The organism is Spirillospora sp. NPDC127506, from assembly GCF_040302145.1.
Lineage (GTDB): Bacteria > Actinomycetota > Actinomycetes > Streptosporangiales > Streptosporangiaceae > Spirillospora.
Window position 1 is genome coordinate 262,755 of record NZ_JBEORG010000002.1, and the last position, 15,463, is coordinate 278,217.

Here is a 15,463-nt window from a genome sequence, read left to right on the forward strand (position 1 = left end):
GCGGTCAGTCCCCCAGCCCGAGCATCCCGCCGAGCCGCCCGGGGCCGTGCCCCGCCAGCCGGGTGTCGTCGACGAACGCCCCGTCCCGCATGGAGATCAGCCGGTCCGCGGTGGAGGCGACCCGCTCGTCGTGCGTGACGATCACCAGGGTCTGCCCGGCGGCCCGCAGCTCCCCGAAGAGCCGCAGCACGTCGAGCGTCGCCGCGGTGTCGAGGTTGCCGGTCGGCTCGTCCGCCAGCAGGACGAGCGGCTCGTTGGCGATGGCGCGGGCGATGGCGACCCGCTGCCGCTGCCCTCCCGACAGCTGCCAGGGCAGCCGGCGGGCGCCGTCGGCCAGCCCGAACCGCTCCAGGAGCGAGGCGGCGCGGCGCCTGGCCGCGCGCGGCGAGCACCCGGCCAGCAGCGCGGGCAGCTCCACGTTCTCCGCCGCCGAAAGCTCCTCCACCAGGTGGAACGACTGGAAGACGAAGCCCACCGACCGGCGTCGCAGCCGGGCCAGCGCCCGCTCGCTCAGGGTGTCGATGCGCCGTCCCGCGAGCCGCACCTCCCCGCGGGTGGGGCGCTCCAGGCCGCCCATCAGGTGCAGCAGGGTCGACTTGCCGCAGCCGCTCGGCCCCATCACCGCCAGCGTCTGCCCCGCCGGGACGTCCAGGTCGACCTCGTCGACCGCCCGGACCAGGCCCTGCCCCTCGCCGTGCTCCTTGCACAGGCCGCGGACCTGCAGCACGCAGCCGGACTCGTTCACGCGCCGTCCCCCGTCCTCGACCAGACGCGCTCGCACGCGTCCAGCCAGCGCAGGTCCGCCTGCAGCCGCAGCGCGACCCCTTCCAGCAGCAGGCCGGCGGTGGAGCCGTCCGGCTCGGCCAGCACCGCGCGCTGCACCTCCGCGAGGCGCCGCAGCAGCTCGCGGCGCTGCGCGTCCACCAGCTCCACGGGGTCGGCGAGCCGCGCCGCCGCCGCGGCGGCGAGCTTGAGATGGAACTCCGCCAGGTTCGGCTTCGGCCAGTTCACCTCGGTCAGCCAGGCCGACACGCGCCGCTGCCCGGCCGGCGTCAGCGCGTACACCTTGCGGTCCGGCCGGTCGGGGAGCCCGTCCGCCCGCTCGCAGACGACCAGCCCGGCCTTCTCCAGCCGGGCCAGCGTGACGTAGACCTGGCCCGCGTTCATCGACTCGCCGAGCGGCCCGAGAGCCCGCCGCAGCCGCATGCGCAGCCCGTACCCGTGCGACGGTTCCTTCGCGAGCATCGCCAGCAACGCGTCCTGCATGCACCACCCCTAACGGCTAGCCAATAGCTAGCGGTTAGCTGATGGGTTCGTCAAGCCGGAGGGCGCCGGGTCCGCGTGCGGCCGGTCAGGTCTGCGAGGCGGTCCAGGACGGGCTGCGGCCGGTCATGGCGATGAGCCGGTCGAGGGCCGGGGCGTCGGCGGGGACGTCGACGGCGGGGCCGAAGAGGCCGGGGACGCCCTCGCCGTTGCTCTGCTCGACGGCCGGGGCGACGAAGGCCAGGCATGCCTCGATCTCGTCGTCGCCGGCGGCGTAGGACTGGCCGGCGGCGCGGGCGATGTCCCAGCCGTGCACGACCAGCTCGTTCAGCGCGACATGGCCGGCCTCCCGGCCGGGGAGGTCGATGCCGCCCGCCTTCGTCATGCCCTGCCAGGCGTCCGGGGAGCGCCACGCGGCGGCGAGGGCGTCGAGCCGCTCGGGGATGCGGGCGCGCCAGTCCGGGGGAAGGCCGGCCGCGTCGGCGGACGGCGGCGGCGAGCCGCCTTCGGGGAAGTCCTTCTCCGCGGCCCAGGTGAAGGCGAGCGCCAGGCCGTTCACGTGGTCGATGAGCGCGCCGAGGGACGTGTCGGCGCAGGGGGTGGGGGCGGTGAGCCGGTAGTCGGGGACGTTCGCGAGCAGCGCGGCCATCCGCCGGGCCGCGGGAGCCAGGTCGGGCGTCGAGCTCATCCGGATTCCTCCGTTCCGATCCGCGGGACGGGGCTGGACGCGTCCCGTCCGGGGGTATGGACTCGGGAACCCGCCGATACTCATCGGTGCGCGAAATCTCTAAGGTATGACGGACGGCACGCGTCCGGTCGGCGTGGAGAGGGGCCGGGAAAGGGGCGGGAGCGGTCTGACCAGGGCATGTGACGCGTAAGCTACTACCGAGTAGTATTCGGGACCCGGATGACGAGCAGTCTGTCGCGAGCCCTACGCTGACTGCCATCGCCCGTACCCCAGGAGGACGGAACAGTGTTCTGGATCACGTTGGTCATTGGGCTCGCCGGAACGGCGGTCGCTCTCGCGCTCGCCGGCCGGCGGGTGCTGTTCCTGTACCGGATCGCCATGAGCGGGCAGCCCGACCCCGAGCGGACGCTCCAGGTCAAGCGGGAGCCGGCGAAGGCCGTCGAGGGCCAGGCGGTCGAGGTCCTGGGGCAGCGCAAGCTGCTGAAGTGGACGGTCGCCGGCGCCGCGCACTTCGCGGTCATGTGGGCGTTCTTCCTGCTGGCCACCGTGTACCTGGAAGCGGGCGTCCAGCTGCTCTTCGGGCTTGAGGCGCACATCCCCGGCCTGCAGACGTGGGGCCCGATCGGGTTCGTCCAGGACACCATCGCGCTGGCGTGCCTCGCCGGCCTGGTCGTCTTCACCGCCATCCGGATCAAGAACTCGCCGAAGCGCATCGGCCGCAAGTCGCGGTTCAAGGGCTCGCACCTGTCCGGCGCCTGGATCACGCTGTTCATGATCTTCAACGTGATCTGGACGATGTTCTTCTTCCGCGGCGTCGAGGTCGCCCGCGACAACTTCGGCTACGGCGGGGCCGCGTACTTCTCGCACCTGACCGGCAAGCTGTTCGACGGCATCGGCAGCGACTCGACCCTGGAGGTCCTGGAGTCGGTCGGGCTGCTGCTGCACATCGGCGTCGCGCTCGTCTTCCTGGTGTTCGTCGTCCACTCCAAGCACCTGCACATCTTCCTGGCGCCGCTGAACGTCATGTTCAAGCGCCGCCCGGACGGCCTCGGCGCCGCGCAGCCGATGATGTCGGGCGGCAAGCCGCTCGACTTCGAGGAGGCCGACCCCGACGAGGACGTCTTCGGCCGCGGCAAGATCGAGGACTTCACCTGGAAGGGCTTCCTCGACATGGCGACCTGCACCGAGTGCGGCCGCTGCCAGTCGCAGTGCCCCGCCTGGAACACCGGCAAGCCGCTGTCGCCGAAGATGCTCATCCTGGAGCTGCGCGACCACGCGCTCGCCAAGGCGCCGTACATCCTCGCCTCGGAGGAGGCCCGCGGCGCCTTCACCGACGAGCAGAAGGCCGCCATGCAGGTCGACAAGGAGCTCGTCGGCGAGGACGGCGTCATCCACCCGGACGTCCTGTGGTCCTGCACCAACTGCGGCGCGTGCGTCGAGCAGTGCCCGGTCGACATCGAGCACATCGACCACATCCTGGACATGCGCCGCTTCCAGGTCATGATCGAGTCCTCGTTCCCGAGCGAGGCCGGCGTCATGCTGAAGAACCTGGAGAACAAGGGCAACCCGTGGGGCATGTCCGAGATGAAGCGCCTCGAATGGATCGAGGAGCTGGACTTCGAGGTCGAGGTCGTCGACGACAAGGTCTCCGAGGACACCGAGTACCTGTTCTGGGTCGGCTGCGCCGGCGCCCTTGAGGACCGGGCCAAGAAGACCACCAAGGCCGTCGCGGAGCTGCTGCACATCGCGGGCGTCAAGTTCGCCGTCCTCGGCCCCATGGAGGCGTGCACCGGCGACCCGGCCCGCCGCCTCGGCATGGAGTTCCTCTTCCAGATGCTCGGCCAGCAGAACGTCGAGACGCTGAACGACGCGGGCGTCAAGAAGATCGTCGCGACCTGCCCGCACTGCTTCAACACCCTGGCCAACGAGTACCCGCAGATCGGCGGGAACTACGAGGTCGTCCACCACACGCAGCTGCTCGCGCACCTGGTCGAGGAGGGCAAGCTCACCCCGGTCTCGCCGATCGAGGAGAACATCACCTACCACGACCCCTGCTTCCTGGGCCGGCACAACAAGGTCTACAAGCAGCCGCGCGACATCATGGCGACCGTCCCCGGCGTGAAGACGCGGGAGATGCACCGGCACAAGGACCGCGGCTTCTGCTGCGGCGCCGGCGGCGCCCGGATGTGGATGGAGGAGCGCATCGGCAAGCGCATCAACACCGAGCGGGTGGACGAGGCGCTGGAGACCGATCCCGACACCGTCTCCACCGCCTGCCCGTTCTGCCTGGTGATGCTGGGCGACGCCATCAACGAGAAGAAGAACGAGGGCGCGGCGAAGGAGTCGCTGGAAGTCGTGGACGTCTCCCAGCTCCTGATCCGCTCCATCAAGGGCGGCGGCGAGGGACGCGCCCCCGAGAAGGAGACCGTGGCCGCCGAATAGCGAAGAGAAGAGGAAGGACCCCGCGCCCCCAGGGCTCGGGGTCCTTCCGCGTCTGCATCGCGCCCGCCCCTGCGGGTCTACGGGCCGGGGGCGGGCTCCACCGGAGGGCCGGGGGCGGGCTCTACGGGAGGCTTCCGCAGGTCGAGTCCCGCCTCCCCGGCCGGGGGGATGGCCGTCAGGACGTCGCCGAGGGCGTAGGCCGCCTGGTACGGCAGGACACCGCGGGTGATGAGCTCGCCGACCGAGGCGACCGGTCCGTGCGTCGCCCTGGCCACGACGATCAGCCTCGCGTGGTAGGCGTCCATGCCCGGCAGCGAGGCGAGGACGTGCTCGGGCGCCGAGTTCACGTCGACGAGGCCGCCGTCGTCGAACTCGCCCGGTATGTCGGGACGTCCGATTCCGAGCCGGCGGGCGATCGACGGGTGGTGCCGCACCAGCGCACGGGCCTGCTCCCGGCGGACCCTCCGCTCGATCATCTGGACGTTCGGGACGGGCGTGCCGCTCTGCGGCGCGGCGGGCAGCGGGTCGGCGGTGAGGATCGCGAGGTGCACGGCGCCGCCGACCGTCGTGGCCAGCAGCGCGACGGTGATCGGACCTTCCCAGGGGCCGGTCCCGTCCGGGTCGCTGTTGACGGCGCCGACGAGGAAGACGACCGTGAGCGCCAGGTAGCCGGCGGCCATCAGGCCGAGCAGCCGCCTCCGGCCGCGCGCCGCGTAGTAGGTGATCAGCGCCCACGTCGCCACGCCCAGGCTGAACAGCGGGAGCGCGATCAGGACCGCGCGCAGCGGCCATGCGATCCGCCGCCCGGGGGGCGGCGGCGCCCACCCCGGTGGCCCGCCGGCGAGGTGGTGGTGCGCCATGGGATCGGCGGGCTGCGGAAAGCCGATGGGCTGCGGAAAGCCGATGGGCTGCGGGGAGAGGGCGTCGGCGGGCGGGGGGAGCAGGCCGGTCGGCGCGTGGGGAGCGAGCGGCGAGTCGGGCGGGGCGAAGCCGGGAGCGGCGGCGGGCGGTTCTGGACGTTCCTTCGCCTCGTCCGGTGCCGGTGCCGGTGCCGGTTCGGGCGCCGGTTCCGGTTCGGGCGCGGGTTCCCGTTCGGGTGCCGGTTCCGGTTCGGGCGGCGACGCCAGCGACGGGTCGGAGCGCAGGATGCCGAGGTGCAGGTTCCGCAGCCGCTCGCCGGGCTCGACGCCGAACTCGTCCGCGAAGAAGTCGCGCGCGTCCCGGTAGGCGGCGAGGGCCTCGGCCTGGCGGCCGCACCGGTAGAGGGCCAGCATCAGCAGGTACCGGAAGCCCTCCCGGAGCGGGAACTCGGCGACCAGCCGCAGCAGCTCGGGCACCAGCCGCGCGTGCTCGCCGGCGTCCAGCGCGGCCTCGGCGCACGCTTCGAGCGCCCCCGCGCGCATCTCCTCCAGGCGGCCGCGCGCCGCGTCGAAGAACGCGCCGCTGAGCCCCGCCAGCGCCGGACCCCGCCACATGGCGAGCGCCTCGCGCAGCATCGCCTCGGCCTGCCTCGGGTCGCCCTCGGCGTGCACGGCCCGCGCCGCCTTCACCCGTTCCTCGAAGACCTCGGTGTCGAGGCACTCCGGCGGGACGTGCAGCGCGTACCCGCCACCGGTCAGGGTCAGCAGCCGTCCCGGAGAGCGCGGGGAACGGTCCGGCTCCAGGACGCGCCGCAGCCCGGCCACGTACTTCTGGACGACGTTCGCGCCGTTGTCCGGCGGCTCGTCCCCCCACACCGCCTCGACGATGGAGGCGGTCGGCACCGGCTGACCGGGCGACAGCAGCAGCACGGCGAGAACGGCCCGCTGCTTGCCCGGCCCGAGGTCGAGCTCCCGTCCGTCCCGCCAGGCGGCGGGTCGGCCCAGGATCTCGAAGCGCACCGCTGGTGCCTTCCCCGGCAGCGCGACCACCTCCCAGTACCCCTGCTCCGGCGCGCTGCCGCAGTCGTTCGGCAGCGGGGCCGCAGTGACCGCAGCATAACGACATTGGTCCCGCACTGATCGGCAACAGGATCTTTCCGGACATCGGGGGTGATGTCCGTGAAGTACATGAAGGGGTCCTCAGATGCCAGATCACCGGCTGCGGCGCGGTCACGCGCCCGCCGCACTCGTTCTCGCGCTCGCGACCGCCGCGGCCTGCGGGCCGGCGGAGGACGCCGCGACGACGTCGAAGACGGGCTCCGCGCCCGCGGCGTCCTCCGCCGCGTCGGCGGCGCCCGCGTCCAACGGCGTGGAGAAGCTCGACGGCGCCGCCATCCTCGCCCGCGCCCGCAAGGCGACCGCCTCGGCGCGCGCGCTGCGGGTGCGCGGCACCAGCGAGGAGGACGGCGAGAAGTACGCGTTCGACTTCCGCTACGCGGGCAAGACGAAGGCGTCCGGCTGGTTCCGGAACGGCGCCCAGCGCGTCGAGATCATCAGGGTCGGCAAGGACGTCTACCTGAAGGGCAACAAGGCGTTCCTGAAGACGGTCGGCGGCAAGAGCGCGGTGCAGCTGCTCGCCGGCAAGCAGATGAAGACGACCGTCAAGTCCGCCGGCTTCAAGGAGCTGTCGTTCTTCACCGACAGCACGGCCATCTTCGACGAGGCCGTGAAGGCCGGGAAGCCCTGGAAGAAGGGCAAGGCCGGGATGGTCGGCGGCACGCCGACCATCAGCCTGGTCGCGGCGACCGGCGACGAGATGCAGGTGGCGACGCGGGGGGCGCCGTACGTCCTGACGGTGGACGGCGGCCCCGGCAACCGCATCGAGTACCTCCCGTCCGAGTCGCCGGCCGACATCCGGCGGCCGCCCGCCGGCACCGTGGTCGACGTCGACGGGTTGAAATGACCGGCCGCCCGCCCGGCGGCCTCGGGGCCGCGTGCGCCCGCCGGGCGGGCGGCCTTCCCGCGCCGTGATGTTCTGCCGGCGGTGTTCCTGGTAGGACACGGGGATGGCCGTGCTCGTGTCCGTCCTCGCGTTCGTGATGACGCTCGCCGGAGGTCTCGCGGCGATGCGGGTCCGGGACCGGCGGCACCTCGTCCTCGGGCTGGCCGGCGGGCTGATGCTCGGCGTCGTCGCCTTCGACCTCATCCCCGAGTCGCTGGAGATGACCCGGCACCGCCCGCTCGGCGTGCCCGCGCCGATGATCGGCTTCGCGGCCGGGTTCGTGCTGCTGCACGTCGTCGAGCAGGCCGTGGCGATCCACCGCGCGCACGAGGACGAGTACGCGCCGCACGTCCACGCGCACCGGGTCGGGGCCGGGGCGGGCGGGCTGCTCGCCGCGTCCGCGCTCGTCCTGCACAGCCTGGTGGACGGCATCAGCATCGGCCTCGGCTTCCAGTCCGGCGCCGAAGTCGGGTTCCTCGTCGCGCTGGCCGTGGTCACGCACGACTTCGCGGACGGCTTCAACACCTTCACCGCGGCCTCGCTGCACCGCGCCGACCACCGGCCCGCCGTGCTGCTGCTGCTCGCGGACGCCGCCGCGCCCGTCGCCGGGGCCGCGCTCGGCACCCTGGCGACCGTCCCCGACGCCGTCCTCGGCCCCTACCTGGGGACGTTCGCCGGTGTCCTGCTGTATCTCGCCGCCGCGGAGATCCTGCCGGAGGCGCACAGCGTCCACCCGCGGATCATGACGCTCTGCGCCACCGGGGCCGGGCTCGCCGCCGTCCTGTTCATCGTGGGCCTCGCCCGCTGACGGACGGCGAAGGGCCGCCCGGGATCGCCGGGCGGCCCTTCCTCCGCTGGTGGAGACTTCCGGACGGTCAGCCCGTCAGGGACGTCGCGTAGCTCTGGTTCTGCTTGAGCCACTCGTCGACGGCCTGGTCGGGGTTGCCCTTGTACTTGTTCTCCATGAGGTCCTCGAGGGTCCCCAGCTTCGCGTCGTCCATCTTGAACTTCTTCAGCCAGCCCGCGACATCGGGCTGGTCCTTGGCGAAGTCCTTGCGGGCGACGGTGTAGATCGCGTCCGGCTTGCCCATCGCGCCCTTCGGGTCCTTCAGGTCGCGGATCGGGAACTTCGCGTACGCCCAGTGCGGACGCCACAGGGTGACGACGATGTCCTTCTTCGCGTCGATGGCCTTCTTCAGCTCGGTCAGCATCGCCGCCGTGGAGGACGTCGTCACCTTGTACTCGTCCTGCAGGCCGTACGCGGGGAGCATCTTCTCCTGCGACACCCGGTACAGGCCGGAGCTCTTCTCGATGCCGACGATCTTGCCGCCGTACTGGTCGCCCTTGCCCTTGAGGTCCTCAAGGGACTGCAGCGGCGAGTAGTCCGGGACGGCGATCGTCAGCGGCGCCGAGTCGTACCAGGCGCCGACCTTCTCCAGCTTGTCGCCGTACTGCTTCCAGTAGTCCTCGTGGGTGCCGGGCAGCCACGAGTCCAGGAAGAGGTCGACGTCGCCCTTCGACATGCCGGCGTAGAGCGGGCCGGTGTCGAGGGTCTTCACCTCGACCTTGTAGCCCTTGTCGGTCAGCAGCCGCTTCCACAGCTGCGTCGCCGCCTCGCCCTCGGCCCAGCCCGAGACCATGCCGATGGTGATGCTCTTGTCGTTCTCACCCCCACCCGAGTCGGAGTCGCCGCAGCCGGCGGCGCTCATACCGAGCGTCAGCGCCAACGCCGCGACCGTAAGACCCTTGAATTTGAAACGCATGCCCGTCCTTTCGTCGGCTTGCATCGTGAGAGGTAGGGGGAGCGGGGGCATTACGCCGCCGGTGGGATCAGCCGACCAGGTCGGCCGACGGGGTGGCCACGTCGCGGGGGGCCGCTCCGCGGGTGGCCTTGCCGCGCGCGAACAGCGCGCGGAGCATGCTGGGGCCTCCGCCCAGGGCGCCGGTGAGGCGGTCCAGGTAGATGGCCAGGATGACGACGGCGATGCCGCCCTCGAAGCCCTTCGCGACGTCCACCCGGTTGATGCCCTCCAGCACCACGCCGCCGAGACCGCCGGCGCCGACCATGCCCGCGATGACGACCATCGACAGCGACAGCATGATCAGCTGGTTGATACCCGCCATGATGGACGGCATGGCAAGCGGGATCTGGATCCGGGTCAAGATACGGTTCGGCGGCGTGCCGAACGCCTCGCCCGCCTCCACCATCTCCGGGTCCACGCCGCGGATGCCGAGCTCGGTCAGCCGCACCCCCGGCGGCATCGCGAAGATCACCGTCGCGACCACGCCCGGCACGGAGCCGATGCTGAAGAAGAAGATCGCCGGGATCAGGTAGACGAACGCCGGCATCGTCTGCATGAAGTCCAGGACCGGCCGGACGACCCGGCTCACCATGTCGCTGCGCGCCGCCGCGATCCCGATCGGGATCGACAGCACGGTCGAGACCAGCGCCGACACCAGCACCAGGGCCAGCGAGTCCATGGACGCGTCCCACAGCTCCATGCTGTCGATCAGCGCGAAGCCGGCGATGGTGAACACGCCCAGCCTCCAGCCGCTGATCACGAGCGCGATGACCGCCAGTACCCCGGTCAGCGCCAGCGGCGGCAGGACCGTCAGGACGTCCGTCAGCGCGTCGACGGACGTCTCGATCGCCGACCCGATCCCGTCGAACAGCCACGACAGGTTGTCGGTGCACCAGCTCACCAGGCTGTCGAACCAGTCGCCGACCGGCACCCGGGGCAGCTCGATCGCGTCAATCACCGTCGCCGCCCTCCTTCGCCAGCGCGAGTTCCGGTTCCTCGACGACGTCCTCCACGTGCGCGTTGATCGCGCCGAGCGCCGCCAGCAGCGTCACCCGCGGGATGACGCCGAGCAGCGTCCCGTCGTCGTCCGCGACGGGCACCGGCAGGTCGCTCTCGGCGCAGCGGCCGAACAGGTCGGCGACCGGCGTGTCCGGCGCCACCGGCACCGGGTCCTCGGGGTCGATCAGCCCGTCGAGCTTCTGGACGTTCTCCTGCACCGCGTCGGCGATCACCGTCGCCCGCACGCGGCCGACCAGCTTGCGGTCGCGTCCCACCACGAACGCGGCCGACGTCTGGTGCTCGCGCATCGTCCGCAGCGCCGTCCGCGGGCCCGTGGACGCCAGCACCGTGACCAGCGGCTTCTCCATGACGGACGAGGCCGTCAGCACTCTGGTACGGTCCACATCCGCCACGAACTGGGCGACGTAGTCGTTGGCCGGGTCGGTGAGGATCTCCTCGGCCGTGCCGATCTGCACGATCCGGCCCTCGCGCATCACCGCGATGCGGTCGCCGATGCGCATGGCCTCGTTCAGGTCGTGCGTGATGAAGACGATGGTCTTCCCGAAGCGGCCCTGCAGATCGAGCAGCAGGTCCTGGACCTCCCGCCGGATCAGCGGGTCCAGGGCGCTGAACGCCTCGTCCATCAGGATGATGTCGGTGCCCGACGCCAGCGCCCGCGCGAGCCCGACCCGCTGCTGCATGCCGCCGGACAGCTGCCCGGGAAGCCTGTCCTCCCAGCCTTCGAGACCCACCAGAGCCAGGAACTCCCGGGCCTTCTTCTCTCGTTCTTCCTTGGCGACACCGCGGACCTCGAGCCCATACGCGGCGTTCGCCAGAACCGTCCGGTGAGGGAACAACGCGAAGTGCTGGAAGACCATGCTGACCTTGTTCTGCCGAAGCGCCCGCAGCGCCTTCGGCGACATCTTCGCGATGTCCTGGCCGTCTATCTCGACGCTTCCCGACGTGACCCCGAGCAGCCCGTTCAGCATCCGGATGAGGGTCGACTTCCCCGACCCCGACAGGCCCATGACCACGAAGATCTCGCCCTGCCGGACTTCGAACGAGGCGTCCACCACCGCCGGTGTGACCCCGAGGTCGCGGATCGCCTTCAGATCGGCGCCCGCGTCGAGTTTCCGTTGTGCCTCTGCCGCCTTACGGCCGAAGAGCTTGGTGACGCTTTCCGCGCGGAGTACTGACACGATCTCCTTCCGGGTTTCCACGTCGACGCGCGGAAACGGGTCGCCCTGAGCGCCGGGGTCTCAGTCGAAGAGACCGTAAACCGGACGCTGTACACGTGCGTCACCCGAAACTACCCGGCCGGAGAACATGTTTCATCTTTCGGGGACTTGCGTCACATTCGGGTCACAAACCGGCTACACCTTCGTCCGGTGGAAGTTCAGGTACGACCGCGACGGCGTGGGCCCCCGCTGGTCCTGGTACCGCGACCCGTATCGCTGCGACCCGTACGGGTACTCCGCCGGCGAGCTGGTCCTGAACAGGCACATCTGCCCGATCTTCATCCCCGGCCACAGCTTGATCGGCAGCGTCGCCACGTTCGACAGCTCCAACGTCACGTGCCCGCTGAACCCCGGATCGATCCACCCGGCCGTCGAATGGGTGAGCAGCCCGAGCCGCCCCAGCGAACTCTTCCCCTCCAGCCGCGCCGCAAGATCCTCCGGCAGCCCGAACACCTCGTACGTCGACGCGAGCACGAACTCCCCGGGGTGCAGCACGAACGCCTCGTCGGGCTCGACCTCCACCAGCCGCGTCAGGTCAGGCTGCTCCACAGCCGGATCGATGTGCGGGTACTTGTGGTTCTCGAACACCCGGAAGTACCGGTCCAGCCTGACGTCCACACTGGAGGGCTGGACCATCCCCGGCTCGTACGGGTCGATCTTCACCCGCCCGGTCTCGAGCTCGGCCCTGATGTCGCGATCGGAGAGCAGCACGCTGAAAAGCTATCTCAGGCGGCACCCCACCCGGTGATCCGGTACAGTATCCACAGCCATGGCGGCCTCCCAGAGGCCCCACGCGGGTGTAGTTCAATGGTAGAACTTCAGCTTCCCAAGCTGATAACGCGGGTTCGATTCCCGTCACCCGCTCGCAGCGCAAAGGCCCAGGTCGAGGGCACCACCCCCGACCCGGGCCTCATTCTTGTCAGCACCCCCACGAGCCCGCCGTGCGTGCAACTAGCCCACCAGCCCCCCGGCCGCCGGTGTCGAGTCTGCGGATGTTGCCGACCGGCCGCACGCCGACCCTCAGCCAGCTCGAAGACGTGCGCCGCGGTGAGGATGGCTCTTCGGCGCCGGCACCCCGCACGCGGCGCGTTCGTGTCGGGCCTTCACCTCCATCAGGAGTGCTTTCAGGGCCAACACGAACGCTCCGCTTCGTCCTATGCGCCCACCCTGTCAGCGAGTTCCCGCAGGTCAGACGAGGGTGGATCCTGCATTGTCAGCAGGTCGGACACGACCTGACGCACGGTTCGGTGGTTCCGTATCTGCTCCGGTGTGATCGACTCGGCCTCCAGCAGCGCCGCAACCGCTTCGTCGACCTGCCGCCGCTGGGCATGCGCACGCGCCAGGTCGATTTTCAGCCGCGCTCGACGCTCCCCGGACAACGTCGAGGTGTCGACCTCGCCGCCCACTCGGAGCGCATGACCGGCGTCCCCCAGTTCGACCGCCACGGCGATCTCATGAAGGGCCACGTTCGCCGGGCCGAACTCGGTGTTGTAGTCATTGCGCCCCTCCCCGAGCCGCTCGGCGACCTGCCGCGCACGCGCGAGATGCCGGTAAGCCTCGTCGGCCTGATTGAGACGGGACGCGGTCACGGCGCGTTGCAGCGTCAGGCCGCCCCACAGCGACATCGCTTCGGGCTTGCCCTGGTCGACCAGGAACCACAACGCTTCAGCAGCCGTCCGGGCGTTCTCCTCGGCCTGGTCGAAGTGGCGCGCCCCCAGGAAGACGAATCCGAGTCGGAAGGCGCCGGCGGCCATCATCAGCGGGTCGCCCGCGCGTTCGGCCGCCACGATGGCGCGATCGGCGGCGATCCACGCCGCTTCCGGTTCGCCGAGCTTGGACAGCGCCGCCGAACACGCTTGATAGGTCGTCGCCAGCAGATCGAACAGCTCTGCCCGCCGTTCGTCTGGTGCCGAGCGCACGGCCGACTCCAGCGCGGGCACCAGTCCCCGAAGCAGGTCCGCCAGCTCTACGTACTGGCTCTCATGCGTCAGTTCCCAGGCGCGATCCACCCGCGGCTTGATCTCCGCTGTAGGCGGGACGGGCGCCGGGTGAAGCATGGCCCGCAGCGAGTGAGCCCCCGACAGGACGAGCCGCAGCCCGGCTGACCCCGGCAGTTCCTCAGTGGTCGCGGCAACGACCGGCGCCTCAGCCGCCAACTCCGAGAGCGGAAGCTCCAGCGCTTCGGCGACCTTCTCCAAGACCGACATCCGGTCGACCTTACGCACGCCGCGCTCCACCTGGGAGACCCAGGCAACCGACCGATCGATCAGCCGCGCCAGTTCAGGCTGAGACAGCCCCCGCCGCTTGCGCTCCTGAGCGATCCGTCGCCCGAGCGCTCTCTGGTACTCAGTGCTCACCCTGTCGTTCCCTTGCCTACCTGGAGGTCCAACCAGTCGACCTCCACCGAGGCGAGCAACTCCTCACGGGCGCTGAGGAACCGCTTGACGTGTTCCTGTTCCTCGTGCGCGTCGAAGGCCGCCCGGTCCTGGTACAGCTCGTAGAAGATCCGCTGTAGCGGTTGCCCGTCGACCTTATGCACCGCGTAGATCAGCGTGCCCGGTTCTTGCGTCTCGATCTTCCCGATCGTCTCGTTCACCAACTGGTCGAACGCTCCGGCGCTCGCTTCGTCCTTGCAGGTGAACCGGACCATCAAGCCGAACATCGGCACCCTCCTCCGTCGATCTCCAGCAGACCAGTACTTATTGTGCGGCGCAAGTACTGTAAGTAGCTTGTACTTGAAGTACTGTACACGTACTTTTAGTATCAGCCGCTGAGTGCAGGGCTCTTGACCAGCAAGATCACGATGAGGAGCCCACGCCAAGAGCACTCCACGCAGACGTCCGAAGGACCCCGATGACTCTCCAACCAGATGCCCCAATGCCGGACACCACCGATGCGCACACGCGCCCGCCCAGCAGCCAACGCGAGTGGCGAGACGCGGCCACAGCCCTGATAGCCGCCTTGGACCAACGCGGCTTAACCGCCAAGGTATGGGGCCACGGCGCCATCCTGGCCGTGAACCCGAACGGCGAACCCGCACCCGACAACCCGCTGGGCCAGGCGATGAGCCCCGGCCTACGCCAAGAGATCAGGTGCCGCCCGCACGGCCCCGACGGCACCCTGTGGTGGCACTGGGTCTGGACCGGCCCGACCCGCAAGTCCGAACCCGAGCTTGAACCGCTCTGCCCTCTCTGGGACACCGAGCACGCCGCCGACCGCATCCGACGCGTCCTCGCCCTCACCTAAGCGAGCGACCAATGATCGACGAATCCACCCTGACCCTGCGGCTATGAGGCCGCCGCGCCCGCCGATTCGTCCGCTGGATCGGCACCCGAGACCGCCACGACCGCCTGGCGATGTGGCACCTTGACCGCCTCGCCGAAGCACTCGCCGCAAACGGATGGCGGATACGACGCCGCTTCCACGTCACCCCGGCAACACTGCGAGTCGGCCCGACCAAACACGCGCCGGCGACCGAGGAACTCACCGCCGTCCGCTTCGGCCGGTGGGTCTATCTCGCCCGCAGCAGCCCCCTCCCCATCCCATGCTCTGACCTCGCCGACGCGGTCACCGAGATCGAACACATCATCTGGCGACGCCTCGCCAAGGCCAGCCCCGACACGGGCCCCGCGCAATGAACACCACCCCTGAGCACCGGCGAGCCGCCTATCAACTCGCCCAACAGTTCCCCGGCGTCCACGCCTGGTACGGCCAGCAGACCCGGCAGTGGTGGGCCATGGTCCCCCTACCAGGCGGCCACCGCCTCCTGTCCGCCCCCGACGTCCGTCAGCTACGCGACGAGATCACCAACGTGACGGCCCGCGCATGGCAACCCAGGTGAACAACCACACCGACCACCACCCGCCCCATCTGGACGTCGCCATGCCTGAACCTGTCGACTAGGACCGCCAAGGCCCCGCGCTACAACAGCACCCGACCCAAGCTGATCTGCGATCCAGCCAGCGTGATCACCCGCCGACCCGGACCTTCCCACACCCGTACGATCTCCTTACGTGGTGAGGCGGAGGGGGATTGTCAGCGCCTCCTACGAGGCCGCTGGGCGGCTGCGCTGGTTCGGCGCTGGCGGAACCCGCATCATGAGCAGGCAGGCACGCCCAGAAGGTCGGAGCATGGGCCGGCAGGGGAATCTGAGCCGTCCTGCCAGCCTC

General features: G+C 70.4%; 14 protein-coding genes, 1 tRNA gene and 1 pseudogene. 6 read left to right on the forward strand and 10 right to left on the reverse strand.

The annotated features are described in order from the left end of the window. Positions 1–4: 4 nt before the first annotated feature. From ABTW95_RS03855 to ABTW95_RS03865, 3 genes are all read right to left on the reverse strand, one after another. Complete coding sequence (locus ABTW95_RS03855; protein ID WP_396448415.1) at positions 5–745, reverse strand: ABC transporter ATP-binding protein; 741 nt, start codon at positions 743–745, stop codon at positions 5–7. Next, the gene (locus ABTW95_RS03860) at positions 742–1,266 is read right to left on the reverse strand and encodes a PadR family transcriptional regulator (protein WP_396448414.1); all 525 of its coding nucleotides are present in this window, start codon (positions 1,264–1,266) and stop codon (positions 742–744) included. Before ABTW95_RS03860 ends, ABTW95_RS03855 begins: the two co-directional genes overlap by 4 nt. Positions 1,267–1,351: 85 nt before the next feature. Continuing rightward, entirely contained in the window at positions 1,352–1,951 is a 600-nt protein-coding gene (locus tag ABTW95_RS03865) for a TIGR03086 family metal-binding protein (protein ID WP_396448413.1), read from the reverse strand. Between the two features lie 285 nt (positions 1,952–2,236). Here ABTW95_RS03865 and ABTW95_RS03870 point away from each other — a divergent pair, with 285 nt between their 5' ends. Continuing rightward, positions 2,237–4,393: a (Fe-S)-binding protein gene (locus tag ABTW95_RS03870; protein ID WP_500224335.1), complete on the forward strand. Its 2,157-nt coding sequence runs from the start codon at positions 2,237–2,239 to the stop codon at positions 4,391–4,393. A 77-nt stretch (positions 4,394–4,470) separates the two neighbouring features. On the opposite strand, the gene ABTW95_RS03875 is transcribed toward ABTW95_RS03870, so the two are convergent. Then, positions 4,471–6,273 (reverse strand): BTAD domain-containing putative transcriptional regulator, encoded by a 1,803-nt coding sequence (locus ABTW95_RS03875; RefSeq protein WP_500224336.1) that lies wholly within the window; start codon positions 6,271–6,273, stop codon positions 4,471–4,473. Between the two features lie 184 nt (positions 6,274–6,457). On the opposite strand from ABTW95_RS03875, the gene ABTW95_RS03880 reads away from it, so the two are divergent. Next, entirely contained in the window at positions 6,458–7,216 is a 759-nt protein-coding gene (locus tag ABTW95_RS03880) for a hypothetical protein (protein WP_500224338.1), read from the forward strand. Between the two features lie 103 nt (positions 7,217–7,319). Next, positions 7,320–8,063: a ZIP family metal transporter gene (locus tag ABTW95_RS03885; protein ID WP_396448409.1), complete on the forward strand. Its 744-nt coding sequence runs from the start codon at positions 7,320–7,322 to the stop codon at positions 8,061–8,063. Positions 8,064–8,130: 67 nt separating this feature from the next. Here the strand turns inward: ABTW95_RS03885 and ABTW95_RS03890 are convergent, their stop codons facing one another. From ABTW95_RS03890 to dcd, 4 genes and pseudogenes are all read right to left on the reverse strand, one after another. Continuing rightward, complete coding sequence (locus ABTW95_RS03890) at positions 8,131–9,018, reverse strand: glycine betaine ABC transporter substrate-binding protein (protein ID WP_396448408.1); 888 nt, start codon at positions 9,016–9,018, stop codon at positions 8,131–8,133. Positions 9,019–9,190: 172 nt separating this feature from the next. Then, a pseudogene (locus tag ABTW95_RS03895) lies at positions 9,191–9,838 on the reverse strand (ABC transporter permease); the annotation flags it as partial. A 169-nt stretch (positions 9,839–10,007) separates the two neighbouring features. Beyond that, the gene (locus tag ABTW95_RS03900) at positions 10,008–11,255 is read right to left on the reverse strand and encodes a quaternary amine ABC transporter ATP-binding protein (protein ID WP_396448407.1); all 1,248 of its coding nucleotides are present in this window, start codon (positions 11,253–11,255) and stop codon (positions 10,008–10,010) included. Between the two features lie 174 nt (positions 11,256–11,429). After that, a complete protein-coding gene (dcd, locus tag ABTW95_RS03905; protein WP_396448406.1) occupies positions 11,430–12,005 on the reverse strand; it encodes a dCTP deaminase in 576 nt (191 codons plus the stop codon). An 82-nt stretch (positions 12,006–12,087) separates the two neighbouring features. Between dcd and ABTW95_RS03910 the strand changes: the two genes are divergently transcribed. Continuing rightward, positions 12,088–12,158 (forward strand) — tRNA-Gly (locus tag ABTW95_RS03910). Between the two features lie 290 nt (positions 12,159–12,448). Here ABTW95_RS03910 and ABTW95_RS03915 read toward each other — a convergent pair. After that, positions 12,449–13,651: a helix-turn-helix domain-containing protein gene (locus ABTW95_RS03915; RefSeq protein WP_500224344.1), complete on the reverse strand. Its 1,203-nt coding sequence runs from the start codon at positions 13,649–13,651 to the stop codon at positions 12,449–12,451. Continuing rightward, positions 13,648–13,956 carry a putative quinol monooxygenase gene (locus tag ABTW95_RS03920; protein WP_500224346.1) on the reverse strand — a complete coding sequence of 103 codons (309 nt, stop codon included), beginning with the start codon at positions 13,954–13,956 and terminating at the stop codon, positions 13,648–13,650. The genes ABTW95_RS03915 and ABTW95_RS03920 overlap by 4 nt, the downstream gene beginning before the upstream one ends. Before the next feature lie 353 nt (positions 13,957–14,309). On the opposite strand from ABTW95_RS03920, the gene ABTW95_RS03925 reads away from it, so the two are divergent. Beyond that, entirely contained in the window at positions 14,310–14,540 is a 231-nt protein-coding gene (locus ABTW95_RS03925; protein ID WP_500224347.1) for a hypothetical protein, read from the forward strand. A 110-nt stretch (positions 14,541–14,650) separates the two neighbouring features. Beyond that, positions 14,651–14,932, forward strand: a complete 282-nt coding sequence (locus ABTW95_RS03930) for a hypothetical protein (RefSeq protein ID WP_500224349.1) — start codon at positions 14,651–14,653, stop codon at positions 14,930–14,932. Positions 14,933–15,463 lie beyond the last annotated feature (531 nt).

What these genes read in the sequence shown, in the direction of transcription:
- ABTW95_RS03885 (WP_396448409.1), top strand. Translation starts at nt 7,320, where the DNA reads ATGGCCGTGCTCGTGTCCGTCCTCGCGTTCGTGATGACGCTCGCCGGA.
- ABTW95_RS03890 (WP_396448408.1), bottom strand. Translation starts at nt 9,018, where the DNA reads ATGCGTTTCAAATTCAAGGGTCTTACGGTCGCGGCGTTGGCGCTGACG.
- ABTW95_RS03860 (WP_396448414.1), bottom strand. Translation starts at nt 1,266, where the DNA reads ATGCAGGACGCGTTGCTGGCGATGCTCGCGAAGGAACCGTCGCACGGG.
- ABTW95_RS03920 (WP_500224346.1), bottom strand. Translation starts at nt 13,956, where the DNA reads ATGTTCGGCTTGATGGTCCGGTTCACCTGCAAGGACGAAGCGAGCGCC.
- ABTW95_RS03865 (WP_396448413.1), bottom strand. Translation starts at nt 1,951, where the DNA reads ATGAGCTCGACGCCCGACCTGGCTCCCGCGGCCCGGCGGATGGCCGCG.
- ABTW95_RS03880 (WP_500224338.1), top strand. Translation starts at nt 6,458, where the DNA reads ATGCCAGATCACCGGCTGCGGCGCGGTCACGCGCCCGCCGCACTCGTT.
- ABTW95_RS03930 (WP_500224349.1), top strand. Translation starts at nt 14,651, where the DNA reads ATGTGGCACCTTGACCGCCTCGCCGAAGCACTCGCCGCAAACGGATGG.